We start from the raw sequence: 26,557 nt of genomic DNA on the forward strand, positions 1-26,557 counted from the left end.
TTATACGGAACTTTTTTATTCTTCAGGAAAATCATCTAAAGAAGTGATCACTGGCGGTTCATCTTCATGTACATCAACAGCTAATCCATCTTCATGAGATAATGAAATTTTTACTTGGTTTTCATTTTCGAAAACAAGGATCATTTCATCATTAGGATAGAAGTCGTCTTTAATTTTTGTCAGTTTTACATTGACAATTTTTTGATTGAGTACATCCGCCCAAACATCCATTTTTATGACTCTAAAGCTCTTAATGTCAATTTTTCCATTGAATTGCTCTAACAGTTTTGTACGCTCTGTAACGGGATCAAAGCTGACTATTTTAATACCATCACTTTCTTCGCCAGCTGTAAATGTTAGACGAGTTTTATCATCAAACCTAAGTTCCAACCAATCTAAACATTGGAATTCTTCAGACTCATTAGACATATTACTCCAAATATGGTAGATGACATCATTGATACTGACACCTACTAAAGATTGAAGTGTTTTGATTTCCTCAGGTTTGAATTTTTGTATTTCTTCCATCTTATAATAATAAAAAAGCACTCTTGAGATACAAATGTACATCAAGAGTGCTATTAATTACTAGAAAATAGTGATTAATAAAAATCAACAGTTACGTTAGGCATCTGTGATTTAAATTGATCTACTTTTTTCTGATTCAATTTCGTTTTGTAGCATTTCAAGGACTTTAGTTTTGGTAGCCCTACTAAATACTTCAAGTTGTTTACGCTAGTATTGTAACATTCAAATGATGTTAAACCTTTCATATTCGTTACATATGAGATGTTTTTCACCTTCACAATACCAGAAACTTTTAATTTTTGCATCTTATTTAAACCTCCCAAAGCTGTAAATTTCTCCACCAAAGTATTTGAGATATTTAATGCAGTAAGATTGGTTAAACCTGTAATAGGAGTAATATCCGAAACAGGTGTATTATCAATTGATAACTCCTCTAAAGATTTAATTCCTGAAATAGGTGATAAATCATTAATTCTTGTAAATGCAATATTCAATTCCTTTAAGTTGAATAGCATTGTTAAAGGAGAAAGGTTTCTAATGCTTTTATGGTTACTTAGATCAATTTCTTGAATAAGGTTGATTTTATGTAACTCAATTTTTGTAGGCTGATCACTCTTGATCTTTGCTTGATCACCGAATACTTTTTTCCAGTCAGCATTTAGACCATCCCACCACATTTGAAGTTTTGCTGTTCTAAAAATCACCAAAGCAGATGATTCTTTAGAGAAAGCGATAAATGCATTTTCACCACATTGCGTATTGTCTGCTTCAATTAATTTTAAAGAAGAAAGCTTTTTAAGTGGTGTAACTGAGCTTACTGAAGTATTTGAAATATCAATCTTTGATAGCTTATTCGCATTTTCTAGAGCTGATAAATCAGATACGTTAGTACCTCTCAGATTTAATTTTCTAAGAAGTTTATTGTTTTCTAAAACTGAGATGTCAGTTACCTTTGTTCCTTTTAGATTTAATTCTGAAAGGTTAGGGCAGCTTTTCAATACTTCAATAGATGTGATACCTGTATTCGATGCATCTAACTTTTCTAAGTTGACTAAGAAACTTAATGGTTCTAAAGTCTGAATACCTTCAGTTAGGTGCAAGTCCAATTCTTTGATATTGGCAATTTGTTGTAATTGCTCTTTCTCAGGCGTTCCTGATAATCCAGCTGTAGCAAGTAACGTTTTTTGCCATACTACAGGTAATCCTTCCCACCATGTTTTCAACTGTCCTGATCCATAGATTACAAGAGTTGAAGGATGTGACCTCATAAAATTTTGAGCTATTGAAGTATTGATTTGAGTACCATCACAATACACTCTTTCAATATTCTCTAATTTACTTAATGGAGATAAATCACTAATACCAGTATTGTCAGCAGATAATGTTTTTAGTGCTGATGTTGTGGATAAAGCCGTTAATTCAGCTACTTGGGTGTCATCAATTGTCAACTGCTCTAAAGCCGTTAAGCCCATTAAAGCATCGATACTAGTAATTTTAGTATTTGATAAATCTAATGATCTAAGTTGCTTAGTTGTGTTTAACGTCGAAATATCTTCTACTTGAGTATCGTTTGCCCATAATACTTTTAGTTGTTCCAGTCCGTAAAGTGCACTGATATCACTAATATTAGTATTGAAAATGTAAAGTTCACTAAGGTGTTCGAAATTTTCAACAACGCTAATGTCTTCAACTTGTGTATCATTAATCATTAATACCTCAATATTTGTACAATAAATAAGTGGATGTAATGAGTTGATACCGGTCATTTCTGAACGTAAAGTTTTCAGATTTGTCAATGTTCTAATTGGTGATAGATCATTAACACCTGTACCAGAAATATTTAAATCTTCAAGGTTTCTTAGTTTACCAAGAGGAGCTAAAGTCATAATCTCAGGGTTTAGAGAAACATCTAACTCTTTCTTTTGTAAGAAGCCTTCGATATGTTTATAGATACTCTCATCTAATGGAAGTGTACTGTCGTTCTTTGTAATCATCACAGAATCGATGATCGAAAGCACCTCATTAAGAGGTAAACCATTGCTTAAAGTTACCTCATGAGCAGCAATGTCTCTCCAAGTGTCATCCAATTTATTCCACCATAAAGCCATGTCTTCTTTCTGGCTTAATTTAGTGGTGTAGATCGATGCAATTTTCAACTCTTGTTCATCAGGGTTTAAGTTGATTTCAACAAAACGCTCCATCGAATTATCAAGAGTATCATTCATTACAGTGATAGCTTTCAGTTTTCTAGTAAGTTCAACTGTAAAATATAGTTCACCTTCTGTAGTGACACTGTGAGAGATATTTTCAATGATAAACTCAAACTCCGCCTGCTTAAAAAAGAAATCAATATCTTTTAAATAGGCTTGAACATCTTTATTAGATACCACCTGACGGTTTGGATCTAAATCGTCTTCTATTTGGGTTTTATCAGATTCAAAAACTTTAAGGTAAGTTTCGTTTATGATAATCCCTTTTTCTTGGTTAGTATAATCATCTCCAGCGATATCATTTAGCATCCCCTGGAAATACATAACAAGATCTTTAGCTTGGGATTTATACTCTTCTAATTTTTCTGCTGGGATCTCGTTTTCTTGAGCCATAGCAGAGGTAGAGAATAGTATACTTAAAAGCAGGTATATGTGATATACTCTTTTCATCACAGATTTATAGTTTGTTCAATTATTTTCTATTTACTTTTCTATAACTACAAACACAAAGTATTATTGTTTGTGTAAAATGTAGTTATACCAAACTTCCTTGTCTTCAGGTTTTAAAGGCATCAGATTGGAAATCATCCAGCCTGAGTTATAAGAATCTCTTTCGAATTGTTCTACAGAGAAGTACCAACCTTCTATTTGTAAGACATGGAATTTTACATTAGAAACCGTCACAAAAGTAAGGTCTCCAGACTTTATTAAGAAGAACAGGATAGACAAGTAATCTACCTCATGTTCGTTTGTAGCATAATCTTCTAGCTCATCAGTGTCTCTAAATGCTCGATGTAAATTCATGAAATCGATTTCATGAGACATAGGATGTAAGAAGTTCTTTTTATCAGAATTGTTGGCAAATAAGCCTTGGATTTGGTTAGAGTAGCAATCAAATAAGGCCCACTTATAACCTAAGCTGTCAGGTTGAAGCTTTAAGTACAATGTGATATTTGTGTTTTTACCTTTGTATAAAAAACGTGATTCCACTTCAGCAAAATAGCCTCCTTGGTGTTTTTCAATAAACTTGGGTGATTTTTTGTTCGTCACATCATCAATGAAATCATTTTTCATCTTTCTAGTGATGCTTTGGTTCTGACCATCGAACAAAATTTCAAGATATTTCTTTCGTTGCGTGGGCTCTCTAAACTTATAAGATCCGGTAGGGTAAGGTTGCCCGTTTACATCCTCCTCATTATTGAATCTTTTGATGAACTGAGTGAATTGCTTTGTTTCAGCATATAACTTAGATTCATCTCCTTTGTAATTTCCAATGGTCTGTCCGTTAGCATCAAAATTGCCAACATAGACCAAAGCGATAATAATGTATATTAACTTCCTCATTAATAAAAAATAAGCTCAATTGATACGAGTATTTGTTGATAATATCGTACCAATTAAGCCATTTAATAAGATTTTGATTAACCTTTCTTTGTTTCAGATACTCTGATGTCTCCTAACAATACATCCCAGAATCCGATTTCTCTACCACCGATTTGAGTAGTTTTACGCTCAACATACACAGTAATGTCTTTCTTTGTGATGTCTTTGTAAACCATACCGTCTTCAGTTACACCCGTAAATTTTTGGTAAATAGTAATTACACCGACATATCTACCATCAGGTTGTTTTTCTAAATCTGAGATATATTGAATATCAAACCACTCAATATTTACAGACTTATAGTTTAATTTATTTAAACGCTCTAAATATTTCTTGATGTCAAAATATCTAATTTGTTTTTTTCCTAAAGTGGAAACACCCATTTGAGCATCTTCAACAAATAGTTCTAAAGCACGCTCAATTACTCTGTTTGCTTCAGAGAATGAAGTCTCTTTATCACCAATTTTGCTAATATATTTACTTAAATCATGTACTTTCTCTAAAGCCAATGAGTCAATTGCAGCCTTACGAGCAGGAGGCATTGGTGGTTCTTCCTTTGGAGCGTCTTGAGCAAATACCTGAAGCCCAATAAGACAGAAAAATAATATGCTTAAATTTTTAATGCTTTTCATAATATCAATAAGTTTCTGTAATGGTTAAACCAATGATTCGACCTTTGGTGTCAAATCCATAAATGTCTTTTGCTTTGATCACTATCGCATTATCTCCCATTTTACTTAATCTGTAAAAGTACTTACGAGGAGAATACTCCCTGTCATCACCTCTATTACCTATATAATCGATTTCGATTTTTGCTTTAGGTGAAAAAAGGGATGAAGCATAATCAATCAACCTTCCAATTTCAGCACTAGGTGTTTTACGGTCGGTAAGATCTTGAATAATCTCATTTAACTTGTTTGCTGTTACTTCTTTGGCAGTATTCTGAGCAAATGAGAAAGAACAAGTAAAAACGAACAGGAGTGTTATACAAAGCTTATTAAAAGACATCTTATTGTTTAGTCAAGATTAATTCAGTGATTTTGCCGTTGGCGTCTTTCTTGAATTCTTTGATTTTGTTTGGTTTACCTTGAACATCTTTTAATTTGTCAAGATATTTCTGAGCTGTAGTCGGTCTGTCGTAATCAACGATATCACCGTCGTTATAAATTTCGATAAGTACAGGTACATCAGGAGACGCAAATAAAGCCATAGCCTCAGTAATCATCAAGTTAGCTTCTTGTGTATTACCAGCTCCAGTAATATTGTCCATCAAGTAGTAAATATCTCTTTTTTGAGCTTCTTGAGCCTTAGCTTGTGCCGCTTCTTCTTTGGCTTTTTGTTCAGCAGCTAATTTTTCTTCTAATGCTTTACGCGATGAAGCTAAATGAGCTTCAGTTTTAGCAATTAAATCTTTTGCTGTAGCATCTTCTAAATTATATGATTTAATTTCATTCAAACGAGCTTCGTCAGCAGCCAATTCGTCCAATGAAGTATACTCTTTGCTAGCCATAGCTTCCATATCAGCTACTGCTTTTTGTGTTTTTGCTAATAATTCTTGTTGCGCCTTTTCTGCAGCAATTTTCTTTTGACTTTTACAGCCAGTAAAAGAAACAGACATAACTACAGCCATCAATAGGGCAGTGATAATTGATGTTTTGTTCATTTTAGAAATTGTTTTTTGTTCACCATCGCCAACCACATCATCTAGATATATTGTAAGAAGTTGAAGTTAGAAATAGATCAAGATAAACGTTGATTATATTAAATATAAATTTTTTTCAATTTAAGCATATTAGCTAATAACGGAATATAAATAATCATGATTTACAAAAATTAAGACTTAAAAAGACGGATTTTAAATTCATATAACCTAATAATAAAATTTCTCAAACAATTTTGTGTGTATTATGTTTTTCTTTTGAAACTTCAATACTTACATTTGATGTGAATATTTATTCACTTATAAATAATCAAAATATAATGAGCGCTCAATTTTATAATTATACAGCTGAAAACCCACAAGGAGAAGAAATCTCCATGTCTGATTTTGAAGGAAAAGTTGTGTTGATTGTCAACACTGCAACTCAATGCGGACTAACTCCACAGTTTGATGGTTTAGAAAATCTATATCAAGAATTTAAAGACAAAGAGTTTATTGTTTTAGGTTTTCCATGCAATCAATTTGCTGGTCAGGAGCCCTTATCGAATGATGAGATGGTATCAGCTTGTCGTTTAAACCATGGAGTAACTTTCCCATTGTTCAAAAAGATTGATGTTAATGGTGGAGATGCTCACCCTATTTATAAATACCTAAAAGATGTATTGCCGGGTACATTGGTGAATGCTATTAAATGGAATTTCACTAAATTCTTAATTGGTAAAGATGGTAAACCATTGAAGAGGTATTCTCCAACGACCAAACCAGAAAGTATTAAAAAGGATATTGAAAAAGCATTAACTGCTTAGAAAAATCTATTCCTATTTTATGAAGACCCAGTGTAATTTATTTATGCTGGGTTTTCTGTTTATAGATAGAATATTCAGATAGATATTAAGAAGGTGAGAAGGAATTAGTCAACTAATCCAATTCAAGCCCAAGCTTTTGTTGTAATGTTTTTAGAGAAGGGAATTTATTCTGTAGATATGCCAATTTATCTTGACTGTTATAAAGCTTTTTAGGTTCTCCGTCCACACTTTCTTGAACTTGAACTAGTTTAGTAGAAATCTCAATATTATCATTTTGAAGATCCGTTCTTAATTGTCTAAGCAATTCTGAACGAACAATATTTAGATGTTCACTTTGCAAGCTATTTGTAATGTGCACTAAAACATTCATCTGACTATCTAAAGAGATTTCAGATTCATCCAACAGAATTGAAGCAAATTTACTTTTACCGTTTGTTCTGTAACGATCAGCAAAAGATTTCCAAACCTTTTGAGCTTGTTCTAACGTAAAGGTTTTACCTGTTTTTAAAGTAGACTCTTGCTTTTTGTTTGAGGTCGCTCTTCCATAAGCAGGAGGAGGTGGTGGCATTGCCCCTTGAGTTGCAGAAGCAGTAGGCATAGCAACAGCAGGTTGTTCTGCAGCCTTAATATCTTTAGCTTGTTTAGATAGGACACTTTTAAGCTGTTCTAAATTGCCAGATATTTGAGTTGTTTGCTGAACCTGTATTTTATTTTTCTCTTGTTCGAGATGGGCCACCATAGATTTAGGCTGAGTTGAAGTAGTGGCTTTTTCGGGAGTTTTTTTAGCAAGTTTAGCTTGCTTAGCCCGCAACTCAGCTAGTCTTTTTTTTTTATTTCAATTTGAGCAAGTTGAATAGCTCTGTTGATGTGAGACATCTTCATAAGTGCTAATTCAACATGTAGTCTTTGGTTTTTACTTTCCTTGTATTTAACATCACATTCACTTCCAAGATTAAGAGCAGTCATGATAAAAGACTGAGGAACCTCTTTTGCTTGTAGGCTGTAGCGTTGTTTTACATTATCGGAAACATCTAAAAGCTCAATTGTTACTTCATCTTTACAAACAAGAATGTTTCTAAAGTGCTCACAAAGACCATTGATAAAGTTATGACCATCAAATCCTTTTCTTAGAATTTCATCAAATAAAAGTAGTGCCTGAGAAGCTTCTCCTTTATTTAGGTAATCAGTTAACTTGAAATAATAGTCATAATCAAGGATATGTAAATTTTCAACAGTGGTTTGATAATCTACATGTTTATTATTGGAGAATGTACCGATCATATCAAACATAGAAAGTGCATCTCTCATACCACCATCTGCCTTTTGAGCGATCAGGTGAAGAGCGTCTTCGTCTGTTTTGATACCTTCTTGATCAGCAATATTCTGTAATTGCTTAACAATATCTTTGATGCCAATTCTATTGAAATCGAAAATCTGACATCTTGATAAAATTGTAGGGAGGATTTTATGTTTTTCAGTCGTTGCCAAAATAAAAATGGCGTAGCTAGGCGGCTCTTCTAATGTTTTAAGGAAAGCATTGAAGGCTGCAGTGGATAACATGTGTACCTCATCAATAATATACACCTTCTTTTTGCCAGGTTGAGGGGCATAGCGTACTTGCTCGATTAAGTTCCTAATATCCTCCACAGAGTTATTAGATGCAGCATCCAGCTCAACAATATTTAAAGAAGAGTTTTGATTAAAACTTGTACATGAAGCACATTCGTTACAAGGATCACCAGATTCTGTTAAGTTATCACAGTTAATGGTTTTTGCTAAGATTCTTGCATTTGTTGTTTTACCTACACCTCGAGGTCCACAAAAAAGAAATGCTTGTGCAAGATGATTACTCATCACAGCATTTTTTAATGTGTTTGTGATATGCTCTTGACCAACAACGGTTTGGAATGTATTCGGACGGTACTTACGTGCCGAAACAACAAAATTATCCATGTACTCTACTTATCGTTTCAATAAAATCCATAGCAAAGTTAAAAAAAATGAGATCGTTTGAAACAGTTGAACCAATATTTATTTGCAAATCAAGTATAACAATTTGATGAATTTGTTATGTGACAATACTTTAAATCCTTATTTAATAGTACTTTTCTTATAACTTATATGATGAATTTAGAAATGATAAAAAATATTTGTAAATTTGTATCATAACGATCGGTTCTTTTCACTAGAATGAACTGAACAAGTAAATTGACAATCTGATATCGAAAATACGAATAGTAAACTGAGTTATCTTACAACCTTCCAACTAATAACAAAATAACAAACATTTTACTATACTGAATATATAAGACAAACTTTCAACTAAACAGATCGCACATTCTAAAAATGTTGCGATCTTTTTTTTTATACACTATTTTCAAGATAAATTCCGGTCTACATTACAATCAGAATACCTTGAGCAAAACAAAAATCTTATTGCCTTTAGTTGGATTTAAAGTTCAGAAACACTTATCTATTGAAGGTCAGTTGCTAAACTTCCGAACAGGATTATTGGATCTCTCTAAAAAGCCAGAGAGCTTCAGACGACATGTTTCAAGGTTATGGAAATTATACAGACATAATCATAACCAAGAACAAAAAATTTACGGAAGGATAAGAGAAGAATCTTTTGACGTAAATTTAGATGAGAATGGTTTTTTTAGGGTAGAGTATGACCTAATAAACGATTACACAGACCAGGAATTAGATAAATACTTAAAGTTTTATTTCGATAAATCTTATAAAGAAGAGATAAAAGTACCAAGTATCACTAAAGAATCTGTTCACAATATTTCCAATACAAAGTACATGGTGATTTCAGATGTAGATGATACAGTATTGATCACCCATGCCACTTCTTTCTTGAAAAGAATCCCTCAAACTTTGGTAAGGCATGCTTTCAAAAGGAAAGAGGTTTCAGAGATGAGTAAGTTTTATAGGGAAATGAAAAACCAAGGAGCAGGCTTTTTTTATGTATCTAATAGTGAAATGAATCTATATTGGATCATAAAGTTATTTCTTGAAACCAGGAAGTTTCCATTGGGGCCTATTTACCTGAGGTATCATAAAAATTGGAGAGACTTTTTATTAAGCAATAGGACGGAAGGTACGGAACAAAAGAAAAATATTCATAAGATCAATAGGATATCATATTTAATAGAAAAATTCCCGTCTCATAAGTTTTTATTAATAGGAGATAGTGGACAAAAAGACCCTTATACTTACGAAGAAGTTGCTAAACTTTATCCTCAGAATATATCCGGTGTAATGATTAGAGATGTTTCAAAAGGAAAAAGGGATGCTGAGATGCTTCAAATTAAAGAACAATTGAAAAGGATGAATATACCTTTCCATATCTTTCATGACCCTAAAGAAGCAATAAGAATAGAAAAGAGATGGTACAATAGAAGAGTAGTAAAACAACTCACTCGATTATAAAGAAATTATTGATAAGTGATTGAGACAACAAAGTCTTCATGTAAATAAATTTTACTTGAGTATTGATGTGCTTTACCTTGTACAGTATTGATTTCAATACCTTCAATTTCATTATTTAATCCAAATAGACTTTTGATCTGGGATTTAAATTCAATGTTTAGTTGTCCAAAAGCTTTATAGGCAGCTTCCTTTAATGTCCATATAACTGTCGCATTCTGTGGATTTCCATCAATGGTTGATTGAGCAAACTTCAGCTCATCAGGGTTGGCAAATCTTGAAATCAATCTTAGCACCTTTGGAGTGACCATTTCGATATCGATACCTATAAAATCTTTAGGAATTAAGGATATCATGGCACATGCAAAATGTCGAGAATGCGAGATAGAAATGGAATATTCGGAATTGACTAGAAATGGTTTTCCATTTTCATTTTTATGAATTCCATGGAACTCAAGGTCCAGTTGACCAAGCAAATGGGTAAGGGCTGCTCTTCCAGAAATACTTTGTCTTCTGACTTTGTCATTTTTAATATGTGCAAAAGTGCTAGCCTCCTCTTTCGCTAAATCTAAGAGTTCCGTTTCGGTTTCTTTGATCTCCCAAAGTACCCAAAATATATGGTCACTAACTTTTTCAAATCTGATACAACCCATACTGCAAATATACTTGAGATTATTTTTCCTACATAAAATTCCAAAGAGGATTGAATGAATGGATCATAATAGAGAATGTTTTTTTAAGGGGAGCATTGATTACAATTTCATTTTTATTCTCATCTTTGTTGTAACAAATTTTTAGGAGATGCAAAGACAAGTATTAGAAGTAAATAAACTAGCTCAATTTGGTGGTCATAAAGATGGACTGTACAGTGTAGTACATTTTAATGATAATGGTATATTTTATACTGCAGGTGCTGATGGATTTGTGGTAGAATGGGATATCAAAAACCCTGATCAAGGGAAAATGATTGCTAAGGTACCCAACACCGTATATTCAATGTGTCCTCTAATAGAGGAGAACCAGTTAATCATTGGTCAAAATACAGATGGTATTCATCATATTGATTTAAAAAGCGGAAAGGAAATACGCTCTTTAAAACTAACAGATAAAGCTGTTTTTGCTATCAAGAGATTAGAAGATGATGTCTTTGTAGGAACAGGTGATGGTTGGGTTTATATCGTTTCTTTACACTCTTGGAATGTAAGAGCCAAAGTAAAAGTGTCTGAAGAGTCTGTTCGGTCATTAGCCATAGACCCTTCTAGAAGAATTTTTTGGGCAGGATCAAGCGATGCAACAATACGAGGATATAATATTGAAAATTGTGATGAAGTAAGAGAGCTTATTGGTCACGAAAACTCAGTGTTTAGCCTTACAGTATCTCCAGATCATCAGTTTTTATTAAGTGGTAGTAGAGATGCTCACCTGAGAGTATGGAACTTAGATGGTTTCATAGAAACTCAACATGATATCGTCGCTCATATGTACACAATTAATGATATCGTTTTTAGAAAGGATGGTAGATATTTTGTGACATGTAGTAAGGATAAATCTATAAAAGTTTGGCGAACGGAAGATTTCCGACTTTTAAAAGTAATTGATAAAGCAAGACATGCTGGCCATGGTACTTCGGTAAATAGATTGGCCTGGATTGGAGAAAATACAGTCATTTCCGTTTCAGATGATCATTCCGCCTCTGCTTGGACAATCGATGGTTTATAAAAAGAAAGAGCGTTAAAATTATCTTTAACGCTCTTTTTTATTTTATAGATCTAAGTTCATTCGTACACCCGCTCTAAACCATCTTCCTGGTTGTGGGATGTTTCCAATGTCATGGTACTGAACATCGAATATGTTAGATGCTTCTGCGTAGAAATACATCATTTTATAATCATAGCTAATACGAAGGTCTACGGTTGTAAATGGATCATATGCTTGTTCATAGCCGTCACCATTTGGATCATAAACAGTATAAGAACCATTTCTATCTTGGTAAACAAGTTGCCAATCAGCTTTTAGGTTCTTGATAAATAATCCATGTTGTAATCCAAAAGTAAGTTTATGATTCAGTTGATCTAAAACATAATTTGAAGCCAAGCTGTCAGGAGCACTCTGGTCTGCAGTCATCCAGATATAAGACATTCTAATGTTCTTTAAGAAGGCTTCTTCATGCAATAGAGTTCTGAAGTCCAATGCAGCATTCGCAGTAATACCCGTAGTAGTTAAACTTGTTAAGTTTTGTGCTTGCCAAGGCTCGTTTGGATCTGTTCTTACCCAATCAATGATATTAGAACCATATCTTCTGAAAGCCGAGACACTACCACTAAATCCTTTTTTGTCGATTTTTGAACCAATTTCATAAGTAACAGCTCTTTCTTCTTTAAGTGAGTCATTACCAATATTGGTAGGTCCTGCATAATATAAATCTGTATACGTTGGGATTCTCATAGCTGTATTTACAGTACCGAATAGACGAACTGAGTTAGACAACTGGTAAGAGATGTCTGCACCTGGGAAAACATCAAATCCATCGCTAGATTCTGCAAGTTGTGTATTGTAATTAAACATTAGGCCAGCAGAAGCAGTGAATTTTCCTAAAACGATATTATGCTCAAGGAATAATGAATAATTAAATCGTTCTTTTCCATGAGTATACGCCGTATTGTCTACTCCATTAATTGGAATAGGGTTATTCAGTTCTTCACCTAATACATTACTTTTGATTCCCTCATATCTTGCATCAAAACCAATTGAAGTCTTACCAAATTTTGAAGGAATGATAGAGTTGACATTAACTCCAGCAGCATCCATTTGATGGTAATTATGGTGTGTGTACCACTCTGCAGGGTTATCTCTAAATAGTTCGTATCTATCATAAGTTCTGTTCCAATAAATAGTTGGACTAATCTTGATATCACCATTATTGGTGAATTTCAATGAACCGTGATACAATTTGTTTCTTTCGTATTGATTGGGATAGGCAGGAGTATAAAATGAATTGGCTCCGAATCCTTTATCTGACATACCTGCAGTAAGATCGAATGTACCACCTTTTACATCATAGCTGCCATGGTAGAAAAATGTTACATCTTCAAAGTCTGTATTGTCAATATAACCATCACTCTTTTTGTATGATCCAGTAACTAGATGTCTTGTTTTTTCGGTAGAAAGGTTAACGCGACCAGTATATTTTTGTAAACCATAATCCCCAAACATCATATGGGCATATAGGTTATTTTTATCTAACGGTTTTGTCTGTACATTAACAGCACCAGTAAATGCATTTGCACCAAAGACTCTCGATGCGGGGCCTTCCAATACTTCTACAGCATAAGCAGCTTCCAAATCAACAGGTAAGAATAAATTCAAATGTCCTGTTTGAGGGTTGTTCATATTTAGGCCATTTAATAAAATCAGTGATTGATCAAAAGAACCACCTCTAATATTGACATCACCTTGGACACCCAGAGGACCTCTAGATCTCATGTCCACACCTGCGACGTAACCTAAGACCTGGTCAAAGCTTTGAACTGGCATTTCTTGGATACTTTCGGCATCAATAAAAGTGATTATTCTTGCTTGATCTGAATATACTTGAGGAACACGGCCAGAGTTTACCGTAACTTCTTCTAAATAATATTCAGACATTTCGGTAGAGTCCTTTACCGAGTTTTGTGCATACAGAAAAGACGACAACAGACAGAAAAGTGTTGTCATTAAAGTAGTAGAGATTTTCATCTTAAATAGAATAGGAATATAAGTTTGTAAGCGATTAGAATAGTGTTTTCCCTGTGAAATGAACAAACTGGGAATAGTATACAATGGAAGAGTCAATAATGAATGAATGGGTGATCGTAATCTTTTAAAAAACCGATTACCTGATTCTTCTTCATCGATATCTTCAATTAACTCCAATAGTAGCGGATCATCGTCAAGCGAATCATCATAAGTTCTATGATAATGAATTGATGTATTGTCTACAATAGGAGCTTTTCTTTGAAAGTCGATATCAAGAATACATATTTTAACCTCCTTACTTAGTGTTTTAAAGGCTCCATAGCTTTTTCTTGACCAACGTTTGAAAAATACCATATTGCTAAAAAATTAGATTTTGTTTAGCACAAAGTAAATCAAAGTAATTGTAAATAAAAGGTAACGAAAGTCAATGGAGAAGGAGATTTAGATTAATAAAAAAAGTCCTCTAACCGATGAAGATTAGAGGACTTTCATTCCGAATTACTTATGGAATTTATTGATATAGATATCAATGATATTATCCAATAAGAAAACTTTCTCTTTAATGGTTTCTGTAGTGATTGTTGATCCATCACTATTAGTTTGAATACTATTGATTTGCAGATTTTTGAAATTTACTCCTTGTCTATTTTCAAAAAGATCTTGAATGTCACTCACTATATCCTTGAAATTTGCTCTACTGATATTGCTGAACAGTACACCTTCATCGAATTGTAACTGATTCATCATTTTGTAGCTTTGCTCAGTAGCATTTGTTTTAAATGCATCTTCTAGGATAACTGCTGTTTTTACTCTAAAAGTACTTAAACTTTCAGAAAGGTTTGCATTCTGATCATTATCCTGACCCAATGCAGTGCACCACACAAAAAGGAGTGCAAGGATTGAAAATAGATGTTTCATAGATTAGGTAATATTTTTTGTTACGTTGTTTCAGTTTTGATACACAAAGGTACAAAAATGCGTTTACATAATACCTTGACTTCTAACTTATTTAATTTAATTAGGCTTTGTTTTCATAGTTCTTGGAGAGAAAAAATAATATATTAGCAGAAATCATTTAATACCATAATAAAATATGATCGTAGTCACTGGTGGCTCTAAAGGTATAGGTAGAGCTATAATTGATAAATTCGCCGAGGATAAAAAAAATATTGTTGTTTGTGCTCGTAATCTTGATGCTTTAGCACAGGTGAAGTCTGAAGTTGAAGAGAAATACGGAGTAAAAGTATATACTTTCTCAGCTGACGTTTCCAAAAAAGAGGAGTGCACTTCTTTTATCAAGTTTGTTAAAGATATTGATGAAACTGTAGAGGTTCTTGTCAATAATGCAGGAGTGTTTGTACCAGGTTCTATTCATGACGAAGAGGAAGGAGCATTTGAGGTGATGATGCAAACCAATATGTATTCGACTTATTATATCACAAGAGGATTAATTGGTGATATGATCGAGAAGAAACATGGTTATATCTTTAATATTGCTTCCGTCGCTTCTTTTATGGCGTATACAAACGGAGGTTCTTACGCTATCTCTAAACATGCGATGCTAGGTTTTTCTAAATGTTTAAGAGAGGAAATGAAACCTCACAATATTAAAGTTACTTCTGTGATGCCAGGTGCAACCTATACAGCAAGTTGGGCAGGGGTAGACCTTCCAGAAGATAGGTTTATGAAATCGAAAGATATTGCAGACTTGGTTTTCTCAGCTTATAAATTATCTGATAGTGCTTGTGTAGAAGACTTAATTGTCCGACCACAATTAGGAGATATCTAATAAAAAAGGATGACTGCAAACGACAGTCATCCTTTTTTAACTATGCTTTAATCCATATGGGGTTTCACATTCTAATATGAAATGCATTCCCAAAGGAGCTATTCTTATTTCTTCACCGCTTTTTGAAGTTTCTACTAGACGTTTCATCAATAAATTCTCCAAAATTATTTCTATATCAATTCCTGAGCAGTTTAATGCTTTGTGAGCCCATTGTTCAATACCTTTAGTTTTGATCCAAATCCTTGAGGTTTCATACTCTATAAATGAAACCTTCTTTAAATAATGGAGAATTTCAACTTCTTCTAATGAAGCGTCTCTTAAAATTTTAACTAAAGTAAGGTGTTGGTTACAGGGATTGTCGAAAGTGACTGCATTGGCGAATAGTATGGCCCAACGTTGTTGTTGCTTTGGTATACTTTCCAAGCCACTATCTGTAATAAAGGCATAAATCGTTTTTAGTGGAATCTTTCGAACTGCAATAGAATTATTGACCAAAAACTTTCTAGCCATTGATATAATTGTATGCGAATTTAATTGCTGCCAATTATCAAAGGTAAAATTGTTTGTCTGTGTAGTATCAGCGACATGTTCTAAAAATTGGTAATTATCTTGAACACTCATATAAGCGGGATTGGAATACTTAGTTTTTTTTAATAAACAAATATAAAGCACAGTTACTTTATTTCTTTTTTGAACGACAATTTTCCTTTTGAAATAGGATAAAAGTCGAAAATGATCTATTCTGTTTCAGATAATAAATCCTCCCAATCTTCTTCTTTCGTTTCTATGTAACTGCTGATCTTTAAAAGAGCAACTTCTGCTGTACATAATCCAAATGGAGAAACCCATCTTTTTTGGTGGTATTTGAAGGTAAGTGGGTGGTAGAAGAATTGTCTTCTGTCATTATCCCAGAAAGTCATGATCATCCAATGGATATTACCGTTTTTAAGGGATAACCACTTATAATTTGGATGTCTAGACGCGTTACCCATTACTTCAACAGTATCAAACTCTAGATTCGAGTTATTCAAAACTTCTTGGAAGTCATCGATTGCTTGAGTAATTCGCACATCAATAATCTGTAGATATGTGAAGTACGCATTTATTAAAGTACTTATTTCTTCTGGGTCTCTGGTAGTAATTTCTTTGGTAAGACCAGATTCCATTTTAAAAATATGAGGCTTCACTACAAATTGGTCTTGCACTGGGTCATAAATCACAACCATTTGATGATATTGGCCAATTGGGAAAGAGCCATATATTGGTGCTTCGACAGCTTGAGTAAAGTCAAACATATCATGCCACATGCTAGTAAAGAAATTCTGTTCTTCAGCGACATGTCCTTTTACTAAGCAGGTTTTATTAATGTCTTCAACAATATCCTCAAGAGCGTGTAAGGTTTTGTATCTTTTAGTTAATTTAAGATCAATATTTTTCCAATCTTCCCATTCTTTTTTCCAGTTAAAAGCCTGAACATTAGGGAGTCTTAGCTTGTAATCAAAGCAAGAAGGTTGGTCTAATGTATATCCTGGATAGTACCAATCTTTTTTACTTTCTAATGCCCATTTCATTTCTAAAAGCATAGAAATAAACCCTAAACCTTCTTGTTTAAAGTTATGGTCATACATGGCCATTAAACTGGCAATAGACTGTTCACCTACATCAAAATAACTAGCAGCTATCAATTTATTATCTTGATAGAAGCTTATTTGCATAGTTTCAAAAGGAAGTAGACCTAAATCTTCCTCATCATCCACCCCAAAGTATTGTAGAAGGGATTTGTTCTCTTCATCAAAACGTTCTTTTCTGTATTCTGAATATAGGGTTTCATGCTCCTCTGTAATATTTAGAGGAGTAATCTCTACCTGAAACTTTCTTAGAGATTGATTGATCTTTTTTCTCTGTGATTTTGAGAACATATCTGATTGAACCTCACAACGAAGAGGAAGTACTCCTTGCATTTTATCATCAAAGTACATCATTTCGTAAGAAGCCATATTCAGGTTATGTCTAAAATAACCTTGAGCTAAAAGTCTATCTATTTCAACTGGCGTTAGTTCATCATCATTAGGAGAAACAATACCAAATGTTATATCATAATACATTGTAAGAAATTAACTTAGAAAACACTTTAATTGTTCCCTGCAATTTCTTCCAGACAAGAGTTGGTGTAAGGTTTGTCGTTTGTAAGGAAGCTGCTGTTACTAAGAAAAAAAGTTTTTCATAAGATCCAAAAAAAGGAGAGTACAATTGACTCTCCTTTATTTTATCTTCTTAATCAAAAGAGAATTATTTTCCCCACTCTGAAGGAGAAACTCTCCATGATTTTAATGAATCAATATCTTCAGATTGAATGTAGTCTTGCTCTAAAGCTAATTCCAACATTGCATCGTAATTAGAAAGAGTAACTAAAGGAATACCTGCTTCCTTAAAGTTGTTGACAGATAAATCAAAACCATAAGTAAAGATGGCAGCCATACCTAAAACTTCAATACCAGCTTCTTGTAATGCTGCTGCTGCTTTTAATGAAGATCCACCTGTAGAAATCAAATCTTCAATAACCACAACCTTGGCACCTTCTTTTAATTCACCTTCAATCATATTTGTCATCCCATGTCCTTTAGGCTTAGAACGTACATAAGCGAAAGGAAGACCTAATGCATCAGCAATCAATGCACCTTGAGGGATACCCGCTGTTGCTACACCAACAATAGCTTCAGCATCAGAGAACTGCTCTTGGATTTTAGCACAAAGAGCATGTTTGATATAAGTTCTTGCTTGTGGATATGACAAAGACAGTCTATTGTCACAATAAATTGGCGATTTCCAACCTGATGCCCATGTGAAAGGATCATTTGGACGGATTTTGATCGCGTTGATTTCCAATAAAAGTGATGCTACTTTTTTTGCAATTGTGTTTTCCATTCTCTTGTACTAAAGTGAAAATTTAGAAGTGTAGGAACGATATCCCATTAAATCTTTGCAAAAATAAGATATCATTTGATAAAATAAATTTTGATATTTGATTTCTGATAAAATAATTGTCAACATTTCATGAGAGAGGGCTTCTTACAGATATTAAATAAATTTTGGGGGTATAATGAATTTAGACCTTTACAAGAAGAAATAATCAGTAGTGCATACTTAGGAAAAGACACTTTGGCACTTCTACCAACAGGAGGAGGAAAGTCGATTTGTTTTCAAGTTCCTGGAATTGCAAGGAAAGGAGTATGTATTGTGATTACTCCTCTAATTGCCTTGATGAAAGATCAAGTTGAACAATTAAATAAAAGAGGAATCCCTGCGAAGGCTCTTTATTCAGGTTTAAATAAAAGAGAAATTGATATTCTTCTTGAGAATGTTGTACAAGGGAGTGTTAAGTTTCTTTATGTCTCTCCAGAAAGGTTAAGAACGAAGATATTTTTAGATAGAATTCCTCGAATGAAAATAGGTCTTCTTGTTGTGGATGAAGCTCATTGTATTTCACAATGGGGACATGATTTTAGACCTCAATATTTAAAAATTGGAGAGTTAAGAGAGCAATTAAAAGATGTGTCTTGTATGGCACTCACGGCAACTGCTACAGAAAAAGCACAAAAAGATATCATAGAACACCTTCAGTTCAGTGAGAAATATAACTTTTTTAGAGGAAGCTTTAATCGCCCAAATTTATCTTTTTCTGTTTTTCATGAAGAAGATATGCAAGTAAAACTTCTCAAAGTTTTAAGAGGGGTTGAAGGGAGTGCTATTGTTTATGTCAGAACTAGGAAAATGGCAAAAGAAGTGACGCAATTGCTGTTAAGTAATAACATTAATGCTGACTTTTACCATGGTGGCTTGCTCACTGAACAAAGAGAAGTGAAACAGAATTCTTGGATTAATGGGCATACAAGAGTAATTGTAGCGACTAATGCATTTGGTATGGGTATCGATAAATCAGATGTCCGTTTGGTAGTGAATATGGGCTCTCCGGAGAACTTGGAAGCATATTATCAAGAAGCCGGAAGAGCGGGAAGAGACGGTGAAAAAGCTTATGCAGTACTTTTAGTTCGAAATGACCAAAAAAGAAGAATTTTAGAATGGGTAGAACAAAGACACCCAAATGATAAATTTTTAAGAAAAGTATATCAACATTTAGGAAACCTCTATCGATTAGCAGTAGGAAGTGGAGAAATGTCTTCTTTTGATTTCTATTTGAAGCCTTTTATTCAGAAATATGAACTGCCACCACAAGAAACTTACTATGCATTAAAAAGGCTTGAAGAACAAGGTATTATCCTATTCAATGAAAGTGTTTTTCATGATCCGACGATCATGATTAAAGTTTCAGCAGAAGACTTCTACGCTTACTTAATTCGCCATCCTCATCACGAGTTACTGATGAAAGGAGTATTGCGAATGTATGGTGGAGAATTATATAACTCTTTTGTGAAAATTGATGAGAAGGATATTGCAATGACGAATGGTATTCCATTAGATAAAGTCACCTTTTACCTTCAAGAATTACATAAACTTGATTTAATAAACTATCAACCTAAAAAAGATAAACCACAAATCACTTTTGTCTTACCTAGACATTTACCAGAAAGGTTACCAATAGATAGAAAATTACTGTCTCAGCGAAAACAACAGGATTTTTCAAGGGCAAAAGCCATGATTCATTTTATCGATAATAAGAAGAAATGTAGGAGTATTAGTATAAGAGAATACTTTGGAGATTATGAAGGGGAAAACTGTGGAATTTGTGATAACTGCTTAGCAAAGAAGAAAGCACAAGTGTGGGAGGAGAAAGTAGAAAATATGGAAAAGTCTATTCTTGATGTAATTAAAGAAGAGCCTTTATCATTACATGAATTGGAAAATGTTTTAATGCCTGTAGACTTGTCTGGTTTTACAAATACATTGAGCGAATTGTTTGAAAGAGGAAAGTTGAAATGGAATAACGAAAAGAAAATCAGTTGTTTATAAAAAAAGAAAGCACCCAAATATTTAGGTGCTCTCTCCTCGACAATTTCATTAACTACAACAATCTTTCTAATTATAATAACGAATGACTGTTAATATGGTTACAAAAAGATTGAAGTTTTTTAAAAATTATTTGTTAATGAGTGCCTTGTTTATACTTTTTACTAGTGCAGGTCCTTCATAAATAAAGCCTGTATAGACTTGGACTAATTTTGCACCAGCTTCAATTTTTTCTAAAGCATCTTCTGCAGAATGTATACCACCAACACCGATGATATCAAGGGTATTACCCGATTTTTCAAATAAATATTTGATCACTTCTGTAGATCTGTCTTTTACAGGTTTACCAGATAATCCTCCCATACCGATGTTTTCAACAGTAGATTTTGGAGTTGATAAACCATCTCTACTAATTGTTGTATTTGTGGCAATAACACCATCAATTTTAGTTTCTTGAACTACCTCAAGGATATCATCCAATTGCTCATTTGTTAAATCTGGAGCAATTTTTAATAGGATAGGTTTAGGGTTTGACTTCTGAGAATTCAATTCCTTTAATCTTCCTAATAAAGCTTTTAATGGTTCTTTATCTTGTAAAGCTCTTAGATTTGGAGTATTTGGAGAAGAGATATTTACTGTAAAATAGTCTACATGATCAAAAAGAGCATGGAATCCTTTTTCATAATCAGAAACAGCTTCTTCATTTGGGGTAACTTTATTTTTACCAATGTTACCACCAACAATTACTTTTGATTTTCTGTTTTTCAGACGCTCAACTGCAGCTTCAACACCTTCGTTGTTGAAACCCATTCTATTGATAAGTCCTTGATCTGGAGGAAGTCTGAAAATTCTAGGCTTGTCATTACCCGGTTGAGATACAGGTGTTAGTGTTCCAATTTCAATGAAACCAAAACCAAAACACTCAAACTCGTCAATCATTTTTGCATCCTTGTCGAAACCAGCTGCCAATCCAACAGGAGAAGGAAATTTGATACCAAATACTTCTCTTTCCAATTTTGGATCACTCACTTTGTACATTCCTTTCGCAATAGACTTTGCCATAGGAAGTGAGAACATGGTTTTTAAATAATTTACTGTGAAGTGGTGGATCTTTTCAGGATCAACCTTAAACAAGAACGGTCTTACTACCGATTTGTAGAAACTCATGTTGACGAATTAAATTATTGCACACTACACCTCGTATGGTGTATTTAAACTGCACAAAGGTAAAGTAAAAAATATCAGATAAAAAGTATTCAAATTGTAATTCCAAAAAAGTGATGTATCTATCTAAAAATGAGCTTTTTAAATAATTTATTGAAGTGGGTCTTTTTGAATAGAGACTTTACACAAGCTTTATATGGAAATTCATATCGTTATCAAGTTTTAATAATTGGGTGTTCTTTTCGTTGATTTTTGATCGAAAGAAACTATTTACGACCTTTGCAATCTTATTTATAACATTGAATAATTAGCATGAGTAATACCTTAAATTTACCAGATATAGATTTAGATGATTATCAATATGATTTGCCTACAGAACGTATAGCAAAACATCCTCAATCTCCTAGAGATGAATCTAAACTGATGGTTTATAAACAAGGAGAGATCGAACACAAGGTCTTTAAAGAAATCGTTGGAGAGTTAGATAATCAGTATACTTTGTTTTTTAATAATACAAAGGTATTACCAGCAAGATTATATTTTAAGAAGGAAACAGGAGCACAAATAGAAGTCTTCCTTTTGAATCCGGTTGCACCAACAACTGATATTTCTGCGGCAATGTTAGCAGAAAGCGGTACTGTATGGGAATGTGCAATTGGTAATTTCAAACGTTGGAAAGGGCAAACATTAGATGCTGCAGTACAAACCGATAAAGGTGTAGTGAAATTGTCAGTTTCTCATGAAGATCGTGAGAAGAGGTATGTACGCTTTGAATGGGATCAACCAGAATTAAAGTTTGTAGATATTATATCTGCAGCGGGCAATACACCATTGCCTCCATATATAAAAAGAGCAGCTACTGAAGAAGATAAGGATACTTACCAAACGGTATATTCTAAGAATGAAGGAGCTGTAGCTGCACCAACTGCTGGTTTACACTTTACTAAAGAAGTGTTGCAACAATTAGCAGATAAAGGTATTAAGGAAGAAGAGGTGACATTGCATGTTAGTGCAGGTACATTTAAGCCAATTACTTCTGATAAAGTGACAGATCATGATATGCACAACGAGCAGATTATTGTTACTAAGGAGAATGTTGAAGCTTTAGTAAATGCTGAAAAGGTTGCATGTGTTGGTACTACTTCGATGAGAACTTTAGAGAGTACTTATTGGTATGGGGTGAGGTTGATTGAAGAAGGAGATGATGTTTCTTTTGATATCAAGAAATTAGAGCCTTATGAAAAAATGGCTGCCTCAGATAATTTGCCGACAAGAAAAGAAGCATTTCAAGCGGTATTAAATCTGATGGAAAAGAAGGGATTGGAGAATATCCATGGAGAAACATCAATTTTTATCATGCCTTCTTATCAGTTTAGAGTGATTGATGCATTAGTAACCAATTTCCATTTGCCATCAACCACTTTAGTACTTCTAATTGCCGCTTTTATTGGTGAGGATTGGAGAAAAGTATATAACGCAGCATTAGACAATGATTATCGTTTCCTTAGTTATGGAGATTCTTCATTACTTTTCAGAAATAAAGATAATCATTAAGAAATATGAACACATCAAAATTTCCTCAACGAATAGTTTGCTTAACAGATGAAGTGACCGAATGGCTTTATATGTTAGGAGAACAAGAACGAATTGTAGGAATATCTGCTTTTGCTGAGCGCCCTAAGCAAGCCAAAATGGAAAAACCAATGGTTTGTGGGTTTACAGGTGCGAATTATCAAAAGATTCTAGCTACAAAGCCTGACCTTGTGATAGGCTTTTCTGATCTTCAGGCAGATATTGCAGCAAGATTAATAAAAGAAGGTATTCCAACATTGATTACAAATCAACGTTCCGTTGAGGAAATTATTGATACATTGGCATTAATAGCAAGAGTAATTGGTGTAGAGCATAAAGCCAATATTTACCTTGATAAGATGAGAAGGATGTTGAAGGCTGCAGAATTAAAAACAGCCCGTCTCAAGAGTCGTCCTAAAGTGTATTTTGAAGAATGGAATTCTCCATTGATTTCTGGAATAAAATGGGTTTCTCAACTTATTCATTTGGCAGGTGGGGAAGATGTTTTTGATGAACTAAGTGAGCATCAATCAGCAAAGGATAGAGTGATTAATGACTTCCAAGAAGTGGTAACAAAAGCACCTGAAATAGGTTTATTTTGTTGGTGTGGGCGTAAGTTCGATCAAGAAGAGTTATTAGGTAGACCCAATATTGATCAAATCCCTTTTGTTCAATCTAAGCAAATTCATGAAATAGATCCATTGTTTATGCTCCAACCTGGGCCTGCTGCTATTTTAGAAGGTTTGCCATACCTTGAAAAAATTATCGAAAAGTACACAGATAATTAAGAAAGTTATCTAGAGTTATTAACGGCATTTTCTGATTTTTTTAGAGGATTAATGATATCTTTATACTAAGAAAATGAAAAATTAGATATCAATTATGAGTATGTTTCCTCAACAAGATGCTACAGCATTAAACGATAAAGATCCTGAACAATTACGTATCCATTCAATAGAGACTTTTGGTACCCATGATGGACCAGGTATCCGTTTTATTGTATTTGTTCAAGGTTGTCAGTTTAGATGTCTGTATTGTCATAATCCAGATACTTTTGATGTAAAGGGAGGTAAGTTTATTACCCTACAAGAAATTGAAAAAAGGGTATTAAGACAACGCCCATATTTTGGTAAAGATGGTGGTATTACCATTTCTGGAGGTGAACCATTACTTCATAGAAAGAAGATTCTAACTTTATTTAAGCGACTAAAAGAACAGGGGATTCATACCTGTCTTGACTCTAATGGGAGGTTAGTAAATAAAGAAGTTGAGGAGTTACTAGAATATACTGATCTATTAATGTTAGATGTTAAGCACATCAATGATGATTGGCACCATAAACTTACAACCGTTTCAAATTCAGCGACACTTAAATTAGCTGAGATGAGAGAGAAACAAGGGAAGCCAATGTGGATTAGATATGTATTAGTTCCGGGGTGGTCTGATCAAGAAGAGTACCTCCATGAATTGGGACAGCATTTTAAAGATTTTACCACGATTGAAAAAATTGAAATACAACCTTACCATAAGCTAGGTGTCCATAAATGGGAAGCAATGGGTATGGAATACGGTTTAGAAGGGGTGGAGGCTCCGACTAAAGAAGATATCGAAAAGGCAACAGCTATTTTCTCACAGTATTTTAAAGAAGTACATGTGAACTAGTTTTTATAGCTTTTCTGAAAAGTAGATACAATAGTTTTTATGGATGAAAGTCCAATTTCTGTTGTATCTATTTTTTTTACTTCAATAAATTCTACTGCACTTACATCATCGTTTACTCTAAGGTCATCCAATGATTCTACCTTACAAATAAAAGTAAGGTCTAGAGTGTAGTAATCATTCTCTCTAAATGTATAAGTGTTTGGGAAGGAACAGAAATATTCTAATGAAGTAATTGTGAGATTTAATTCTTCCTTTATTTCCCTCTTGATAGCATTTTCAGCAGTCTCATGAACATCAACAAAGCCGCCTGGTAAATCCAAAGTTCCTTTCATTGGATCAAACTTTCTTCTAGCTAAGAGTAACTCTCCATTGTCATTTAAAATTAATGCGGCAACTGCTGCCGAAGCATTAATGTATAAGTCAAATTGACAACTTGAACAAACAAAACGTTTTTTATCAAAGGAAAATGTCTTAGCACCACACTTTGGACAATAGGAAATATGCTCTTTTAAATGCATTAAAAAATGAGTTTTAGTGTTCTAAGTGAGGCGATCATTAATGTGATGGCTAATACAAGGAAAAAGGAAACGATCCAACCCGGATGAGCCAAAATTGTGAATAACGCTTGTGTATTTTCTCTTTCTTTACGGATAATTTCTTCGGCAGCTTTTAAATTAGGAAGTTTATCATCTGTTAGATGTAATGATAGATTTTTAAGAATGTCATTTTTAATGGCCCCATCAAGACCATAAATAACAAGGTTTTTGTCGTACTGCCGAACCAAGGTGACATATTGAGTCAGCTCTTTCCATTGTAAAGGCCTAGGGTTCTCTTCATTACTTAGAGGTTTGGTAGGATTCGCAGAGCCTACTATGATATTCTTAAATCCACTTTGATAAGCTTTGATCTGGGCTAGAGTTTTTACAGTATTTTCTTCATAGTGATTGAAAACACTTAAATATTCCTCATCGTTTAGCATATTAAATGTACCAGAAATTTGTTTCCAGGTATCTACATTAACCTCTCTGCCATCAATTTGATATGGTGTAATCACAGAGTTGGTTACAAAGCCTTCTTTTTGTGAAACTGATCGTAATCTTGCGTAATTGATATCTCCTTGTTGTTGGACAGATCCACTAATCAAACGTTTTAAGATCACTTTCATTATTGATAACGATCCGTTTTGAATAATACGTTGATCTGTTTTATAAGGTGCCTGAGATACCGTTAATGAATTCCATTGTAATCCATTCTTTCTAGACCAGTTATTAAAACTTTCAAATCTTTGTAAGTAGGATTCTCCATTATGGGCATTTGGAAAATAACCTTCACCCTTAGATAAAAGAAGCCAAGCATGACATTGGATATTATGTTTGGCAAAGATTTTTAATGCTTTTACTCTTTCTGTAGAGAAATCAGTGATGCCTACATATATTTCAGCATTTACTTCTTTTAATTTCTTTAAAATAGAAGAGTCCTCAGCAATTTCTAAAAGCCTGAAACCTTGAGCTTCAGTCATGAAATTGATCTTAATATCTTTTTCAGCTTTTACACTTATGGATAAAATAGAAAAAAGTAATATTGAAATTGTAAGCGTTAATTTATGCATAAGGGGGATGGTAAGTTTTATCTAACTTACAAATAGTTT

The 26,557-nt window shown here is 33.6% G+C and carries 25 protein-coding genes; 8 read left to right on the plus strand and 17 right to left on the minus strand.

The window, feature by feature from the left end; all coding sequences use genetic code 11:
• Positions 1-15: 15 nt before the first annotated feature.
• The 6 genes from QL232_RS09585 to QL232_RS09610 all read right to left on the minus strand — a co-directional run bounded on the left by QL232_RS09585 (position 16) and on the right by QL232_RS09610 (position 5,784).
• The gene (locus QL232_RS09585; RefSeq protein ID WP_168882940.1) at positions 16-528 is read right to left on the minus strand and encodes a hypothetical protein; all 513 of its coding nucleotides are present in this window, start codon (positions 526-528) and stop codon (positions 16-18) included.
• Between the two features lie 74 nt (positions 529-602).
• A complete protein-coding gene (locus tag QL232_RS09590; RefSeq protein ID WP_281613964.1) occupies positions 603-3,188 on the minus strand; it encodes a leucine-rich repeat domain-containing protein in 2,586 nt (861 codons plus the stop codon).
• Between the two features lie 63 nt (positions 3,189-3,251).
• Positions 3,252-4,082 (minus strand): hypothetical protein, encoded by an 831-nt coding sequence (locus QL232_RS09595; protein ID WP_168882942.1) that lies wholly within the window; start codon positions 4,080-4,082, stop codon positions 3,252-3,254.
• A 77-nt stretch (positions 4,083-4,159) separates the two neighbouring features.
• The gene (locus tag QL232_RS09600; protein WP_168883454.1) at positions 4,160-4,663 is read right to left on the minus strand and encodes a hypothetical protein; all 504 of its coding nucleotides are present in this window, start codon (positions 4,661-4,663) and stop codon (positions 4,160-4,162) included.
• A 94-nt stretch (positions 4,664-4,757) separates the two neighbouring features.
• Positions 4,758-5,129, minus strand: a complete 372-nt coding sequence (locus tag QL232_RS09605) for a hypothetical protein (RefSeq protein ID WP_281613965.1) — start codon at positions 5,127-5,129, stop codon at positions 4,758-4,760.
• Position 5,130: 1 nt separating this feature from the next.
• Entirely contained in the window at positions 5,131-5,784 is a 654-nt protein-coding gene (locus tag QL232_RS09610) for a hypothetical protein (RefSeq protein WP_281613966.1), read from the minus strand.
• Positions 5,785-6,101: 317 nt separating this feature from the next.
• On the opposite strand from QL232_RS09610, the gene QL232_RS09615 reads away from it, so the two are divergent.
• The gene (locus tag QL232_RS09615; protein WP_281613967.1) at positions 6,102-6,587 is read left to right on the plus strand and encodes a glutathione peroxidase; all 486 of its coding nucleotides are present in this window, start codon (positions 6,102-6,104) and stop codon (positions 6,585-6,587) included.
• A 112-nt stretch (positions 6,588-6,699) separates the two neighbouring features.
• On the opposite strand, the gene QL232_RS09620 is transcribed toward QL232_RS09615, so the two are convergent.
• Together QL232_RS09620 and QL232_RS09625 are read right to left on the minus strand one after the other, a co-directional pair.
• Positions 6,700-7,398, minus strand: coding sequence for a hypothetical protein (locus QL232_RS09620; protein ID WP_281613968.1), 699 nt, complete (start codon positions 7,396-7,398; stop codon positions 6,700-6,702).
• 5 nt (positions 7,399-7,403) lie between these two features.
• Positions 7,404-8,540: a DNA polymerase III subunit gamma/tau gene (locus QL232_RS09625; protein ID WP_168882947.1), complete on the minus strand. Its 1,137-nt coding sequence runs from the start codon at positions 8,538-8,540 to the stop codon at positions 7,404-7,406.
• Between the two features lie 462 nt (positions 8,541-9,002).
• Here QL232_RS09625 and QL232_RS09630 point away from each other — a divergent pair, with 462 nt between their 5' ends.
• Positions 9,003-10,025 carry a phosphatase domain-containing protein gene (locus QL232_RS09630; RefSeq protein ID WP_281613969.1) on the plus strand — a complete coding sequence of 341 codons (1,023 nt, stop codon included), beginning with the start codon at positions 9,003-9,005 and terminating at the stop codon, positions 10,023-10,025.
• A 5-nt stretch (positions 10,026-10,030) separates the two neighbouring features.
• Here the strand turns inward: QL232_RS09630 and QL232_RS09635 are convergent, their stop codons facing one another.
• The gene (locus QL232_RS09635; protein WP_281613970.1) at positions 10,031-10,675 is read right to left on the minus strand and encodes a 4'-phosphopantetheinyl transferase superfamily protein; all 645 of its coding nucleotides are present in this window, start codon (positions 10,673-10,675) and stop codon (positions 10,031-10,033) included.
• A gap of 148 nt (positions 10,676-10,823) precedes the next feature.
• Between QL232_RS09635 and QL232_RS09640 the strand changes: the two genes are divergently transcribed.
• Positions 10,824-11,741: a WD40 repeat domain-containing protein gene (locus QL232_RS09640; protein ID WP_281613971.1), complete on the plus strand. Its 918-nt coding sequence runs from the start codon at positions 10,824-10,826 to the stop codon at positions 11,739-11,741.
• A 42-nt stretch (positions 11,742-11,783) separates the two neighbouring features.
• Here the strand turns inward: QL232_RS09640 and QL232_RS09645 are convergent, their stop codons facing one another.
• Together QL232_RS09645 and QL232_RS09650 are read right to left on the minus strand one after the other, a co-directional pair.
• Positions 11,784-14,111 (minus strand): TonB-dependent receptor, encoded by a 2,328-nt coding sequence (locus QL232_RS09645; protein WP_281613972.1) that lies wholly within the window; start codon positions 14,109-14,111, stop codon positions 11,784-11,786.
• A gap of 144 nt (positions 14,112-14,255) precedes the next feature.
• Entirely contained in the window at positions 14,256-14,675 is a 420-nt protein-coding gene (locus QL232_RS09650; protein ID WP_281613973.1) for a hypothetical protein, read from the minus strand.
• A gap of 175 nt (positions 14,676-14,850) precedes the next feature.
• On the opposite strand from QL232_RS09650, the gene QL232_RS09655 reads away from it, so the two are divergent.
• Positions 14,851-15,546 carry an SDR family oxidoreductase gene (locus tag QL232_RS09655; RefSeq protein WP_281613974.1) on the plus strand — a complete coding sequence of 232 codons (696 nt, stop codon included), beginning with the start codon at positions 14,851-14,853 and terminating at the stop codon, positions 15,544-15,546.
• A gap of 36 nt (positions 15,547-15,582) precedes the next feature.
• Here QL232_RS09655 and QL232_RS09660 read toward each other — a convergent pair whose 3' ends face one another.
• The 3 genes from QL232_RS09660 to pyrE all read right to left on the minus strand — a co-directional run bounded on the left by QL232_RS09660 (position 15,583) and on the right by pyrE (position 18,471).
• A complete protein-coding gene (locus tag QL232_RS09660) occupies positions 15,583-16,167 on the minus strand; it encodes a hypothetical protein (RefSeq protein WP_168882954.1) in 585 nt (194 codons plus the stop codon).
• Positions 16,168-16,283: 116 nt separating this feature from the next.
• Positions 16,284-17,651, minus strand: coding sequence for a hypothetical protein (locus tag QL232_RS09665; protein ID WP_281613975.1), 1,368 nt, complete (start codon positions 17,649-17,651; stop codon positions 16,284-16,286).
• A gap of 184 nt (positions 17,652-17,835) precedes the next feature.
• A complete protein-coding gene (gene pyrE, locus QL232_RS09670) occupies positions 17,836-18,471 on the minus strand; it encodes an orotate phosphoribosyltransferase (RefSeq protein ID WP_211093289.1) in 636 nt (211 codons plus the stop codon).
• A gap of 129 nt (positions 18,472-18,600) precedes the next feature.
• Here pyrE and QL232_RS09675 point away from each other — a divergent pair, with 129 nt between their 5' ends.
• Positions 18,601-20,514 carry an ATP-dependent DNA helicase RecQ gene (locus QL232_RS09675; RefSeq protein WP_281613976.1) on the plus strand — a complete coding sequence of 638 codons (1,914 nt, stop codon included), beginning with the start codon at positions 18,601-18,603 and terminating at the stop codon, positions 20,512-20,514.
• Between the two features lie 126 nt (positions 20,515-20,640).
• Here QL232_RS09675 and QL232_RS09680 read toward each other — a convergent pair whose 3' ends face one another.
• Positions 20,641-21,678, minus strand: coding sequence for a quinone-dependent dihydroorotate dehydrogenase (locus QL232_RS09680; protein WP_281613977.1), 1,038 nt, complete (start codon positions 21,676-21,678; stop codon positions 20,641-20,643).
• Between the two features lie 309 nt (positions 21,679-21,987).
• On the opposite strand from QL232_RS09680, the gene QL232_RS09685 reads away from it, so the two are divergent.
• The 3 genes from QL232_RS09685 to pflA all read left to right on the plus strand — a co-directional run bounded on the left by QL232_RS09685 (position 21,988) and on the right by pflA (position 24,909).
• Entirely contained in the window at positions 21,988-23,229 is a 1,242-nt protein-coding gene (locus tag QL232_RS09685) for an S-adenosylmethionine:tRNA ribosyltransferase-isomerase (RefSeq protein ID WP_281613978.1), read from the plus strand.
• Between the two features lie 5 nt (positions 23,230-23,234).
• On the plus strand, positions 23,235-24,035 hold the full coding sequence (locus QL232_RS09690; protein ID WP_281613979.1) for an ABC transporter substrate-binding protein: 801 nt from the start codon (positions 23,235-23,237) through the stop codon (positions 24,033-24,035).
• Between the two features lie 94 nt (positions 24,036-24,129).
• A complete protein-coding gene (gene pflA, locus QL232_RS09695) occupies positions 24,130-24,909 on the plus strand; it encodes a pyruvate formate-lyase-activating protein (protein ID WP_281613980.1) in 780 nt (259 codons plus the stop codon).
• Here pflA and QL232_RS09700 read toward each other — a convergent pair.
• Together QL232_RS09700 and QL232_RS09705 are read right to left on the minus strand one after the other, a co-directional pair.
• Positions 24,906-25,427, minus strand: coding sequence for an NUDIX domain-containing protein (locus QL232_RS09700; protein ID WP_281613981.1), 522 nt, complete (start codon positions 25,425-25,427; stop codon positions 24,906-24,908). The genes pflA and QL232_RS09700 overlap by 4 nt on opposite strands.
• The gene (locus QL232_RS09705; protein ID WP_168882962.1) at positions 25,427-26,518 is read right to left on the minus strand and encodes a hypothetical protein; all 1,092 of its coding nucleotides are present in this window, start codon (positions 26,516-26,518) and stop codon (positions 25,427-25,429) included. Before QL232_RS09705 ends, QL232_RS09700 begins: the two co-directional genes overlap by 1 nt.
• Positions 26,519-26,557: the final 39 nt, after the last annotated feature.

Origin of the sequence: Flammeovirga sp. SubArs3 (genome assembly GCF_947387565.1) — a bacterium.
GTDB classification, from domain to species: domain Bacteria; phylum Bacteroidota; class Bacteroidia; order Cytophagales; family Flammeovirgaceae; genus Flammeovirga; species Flammeovirga agarivorans.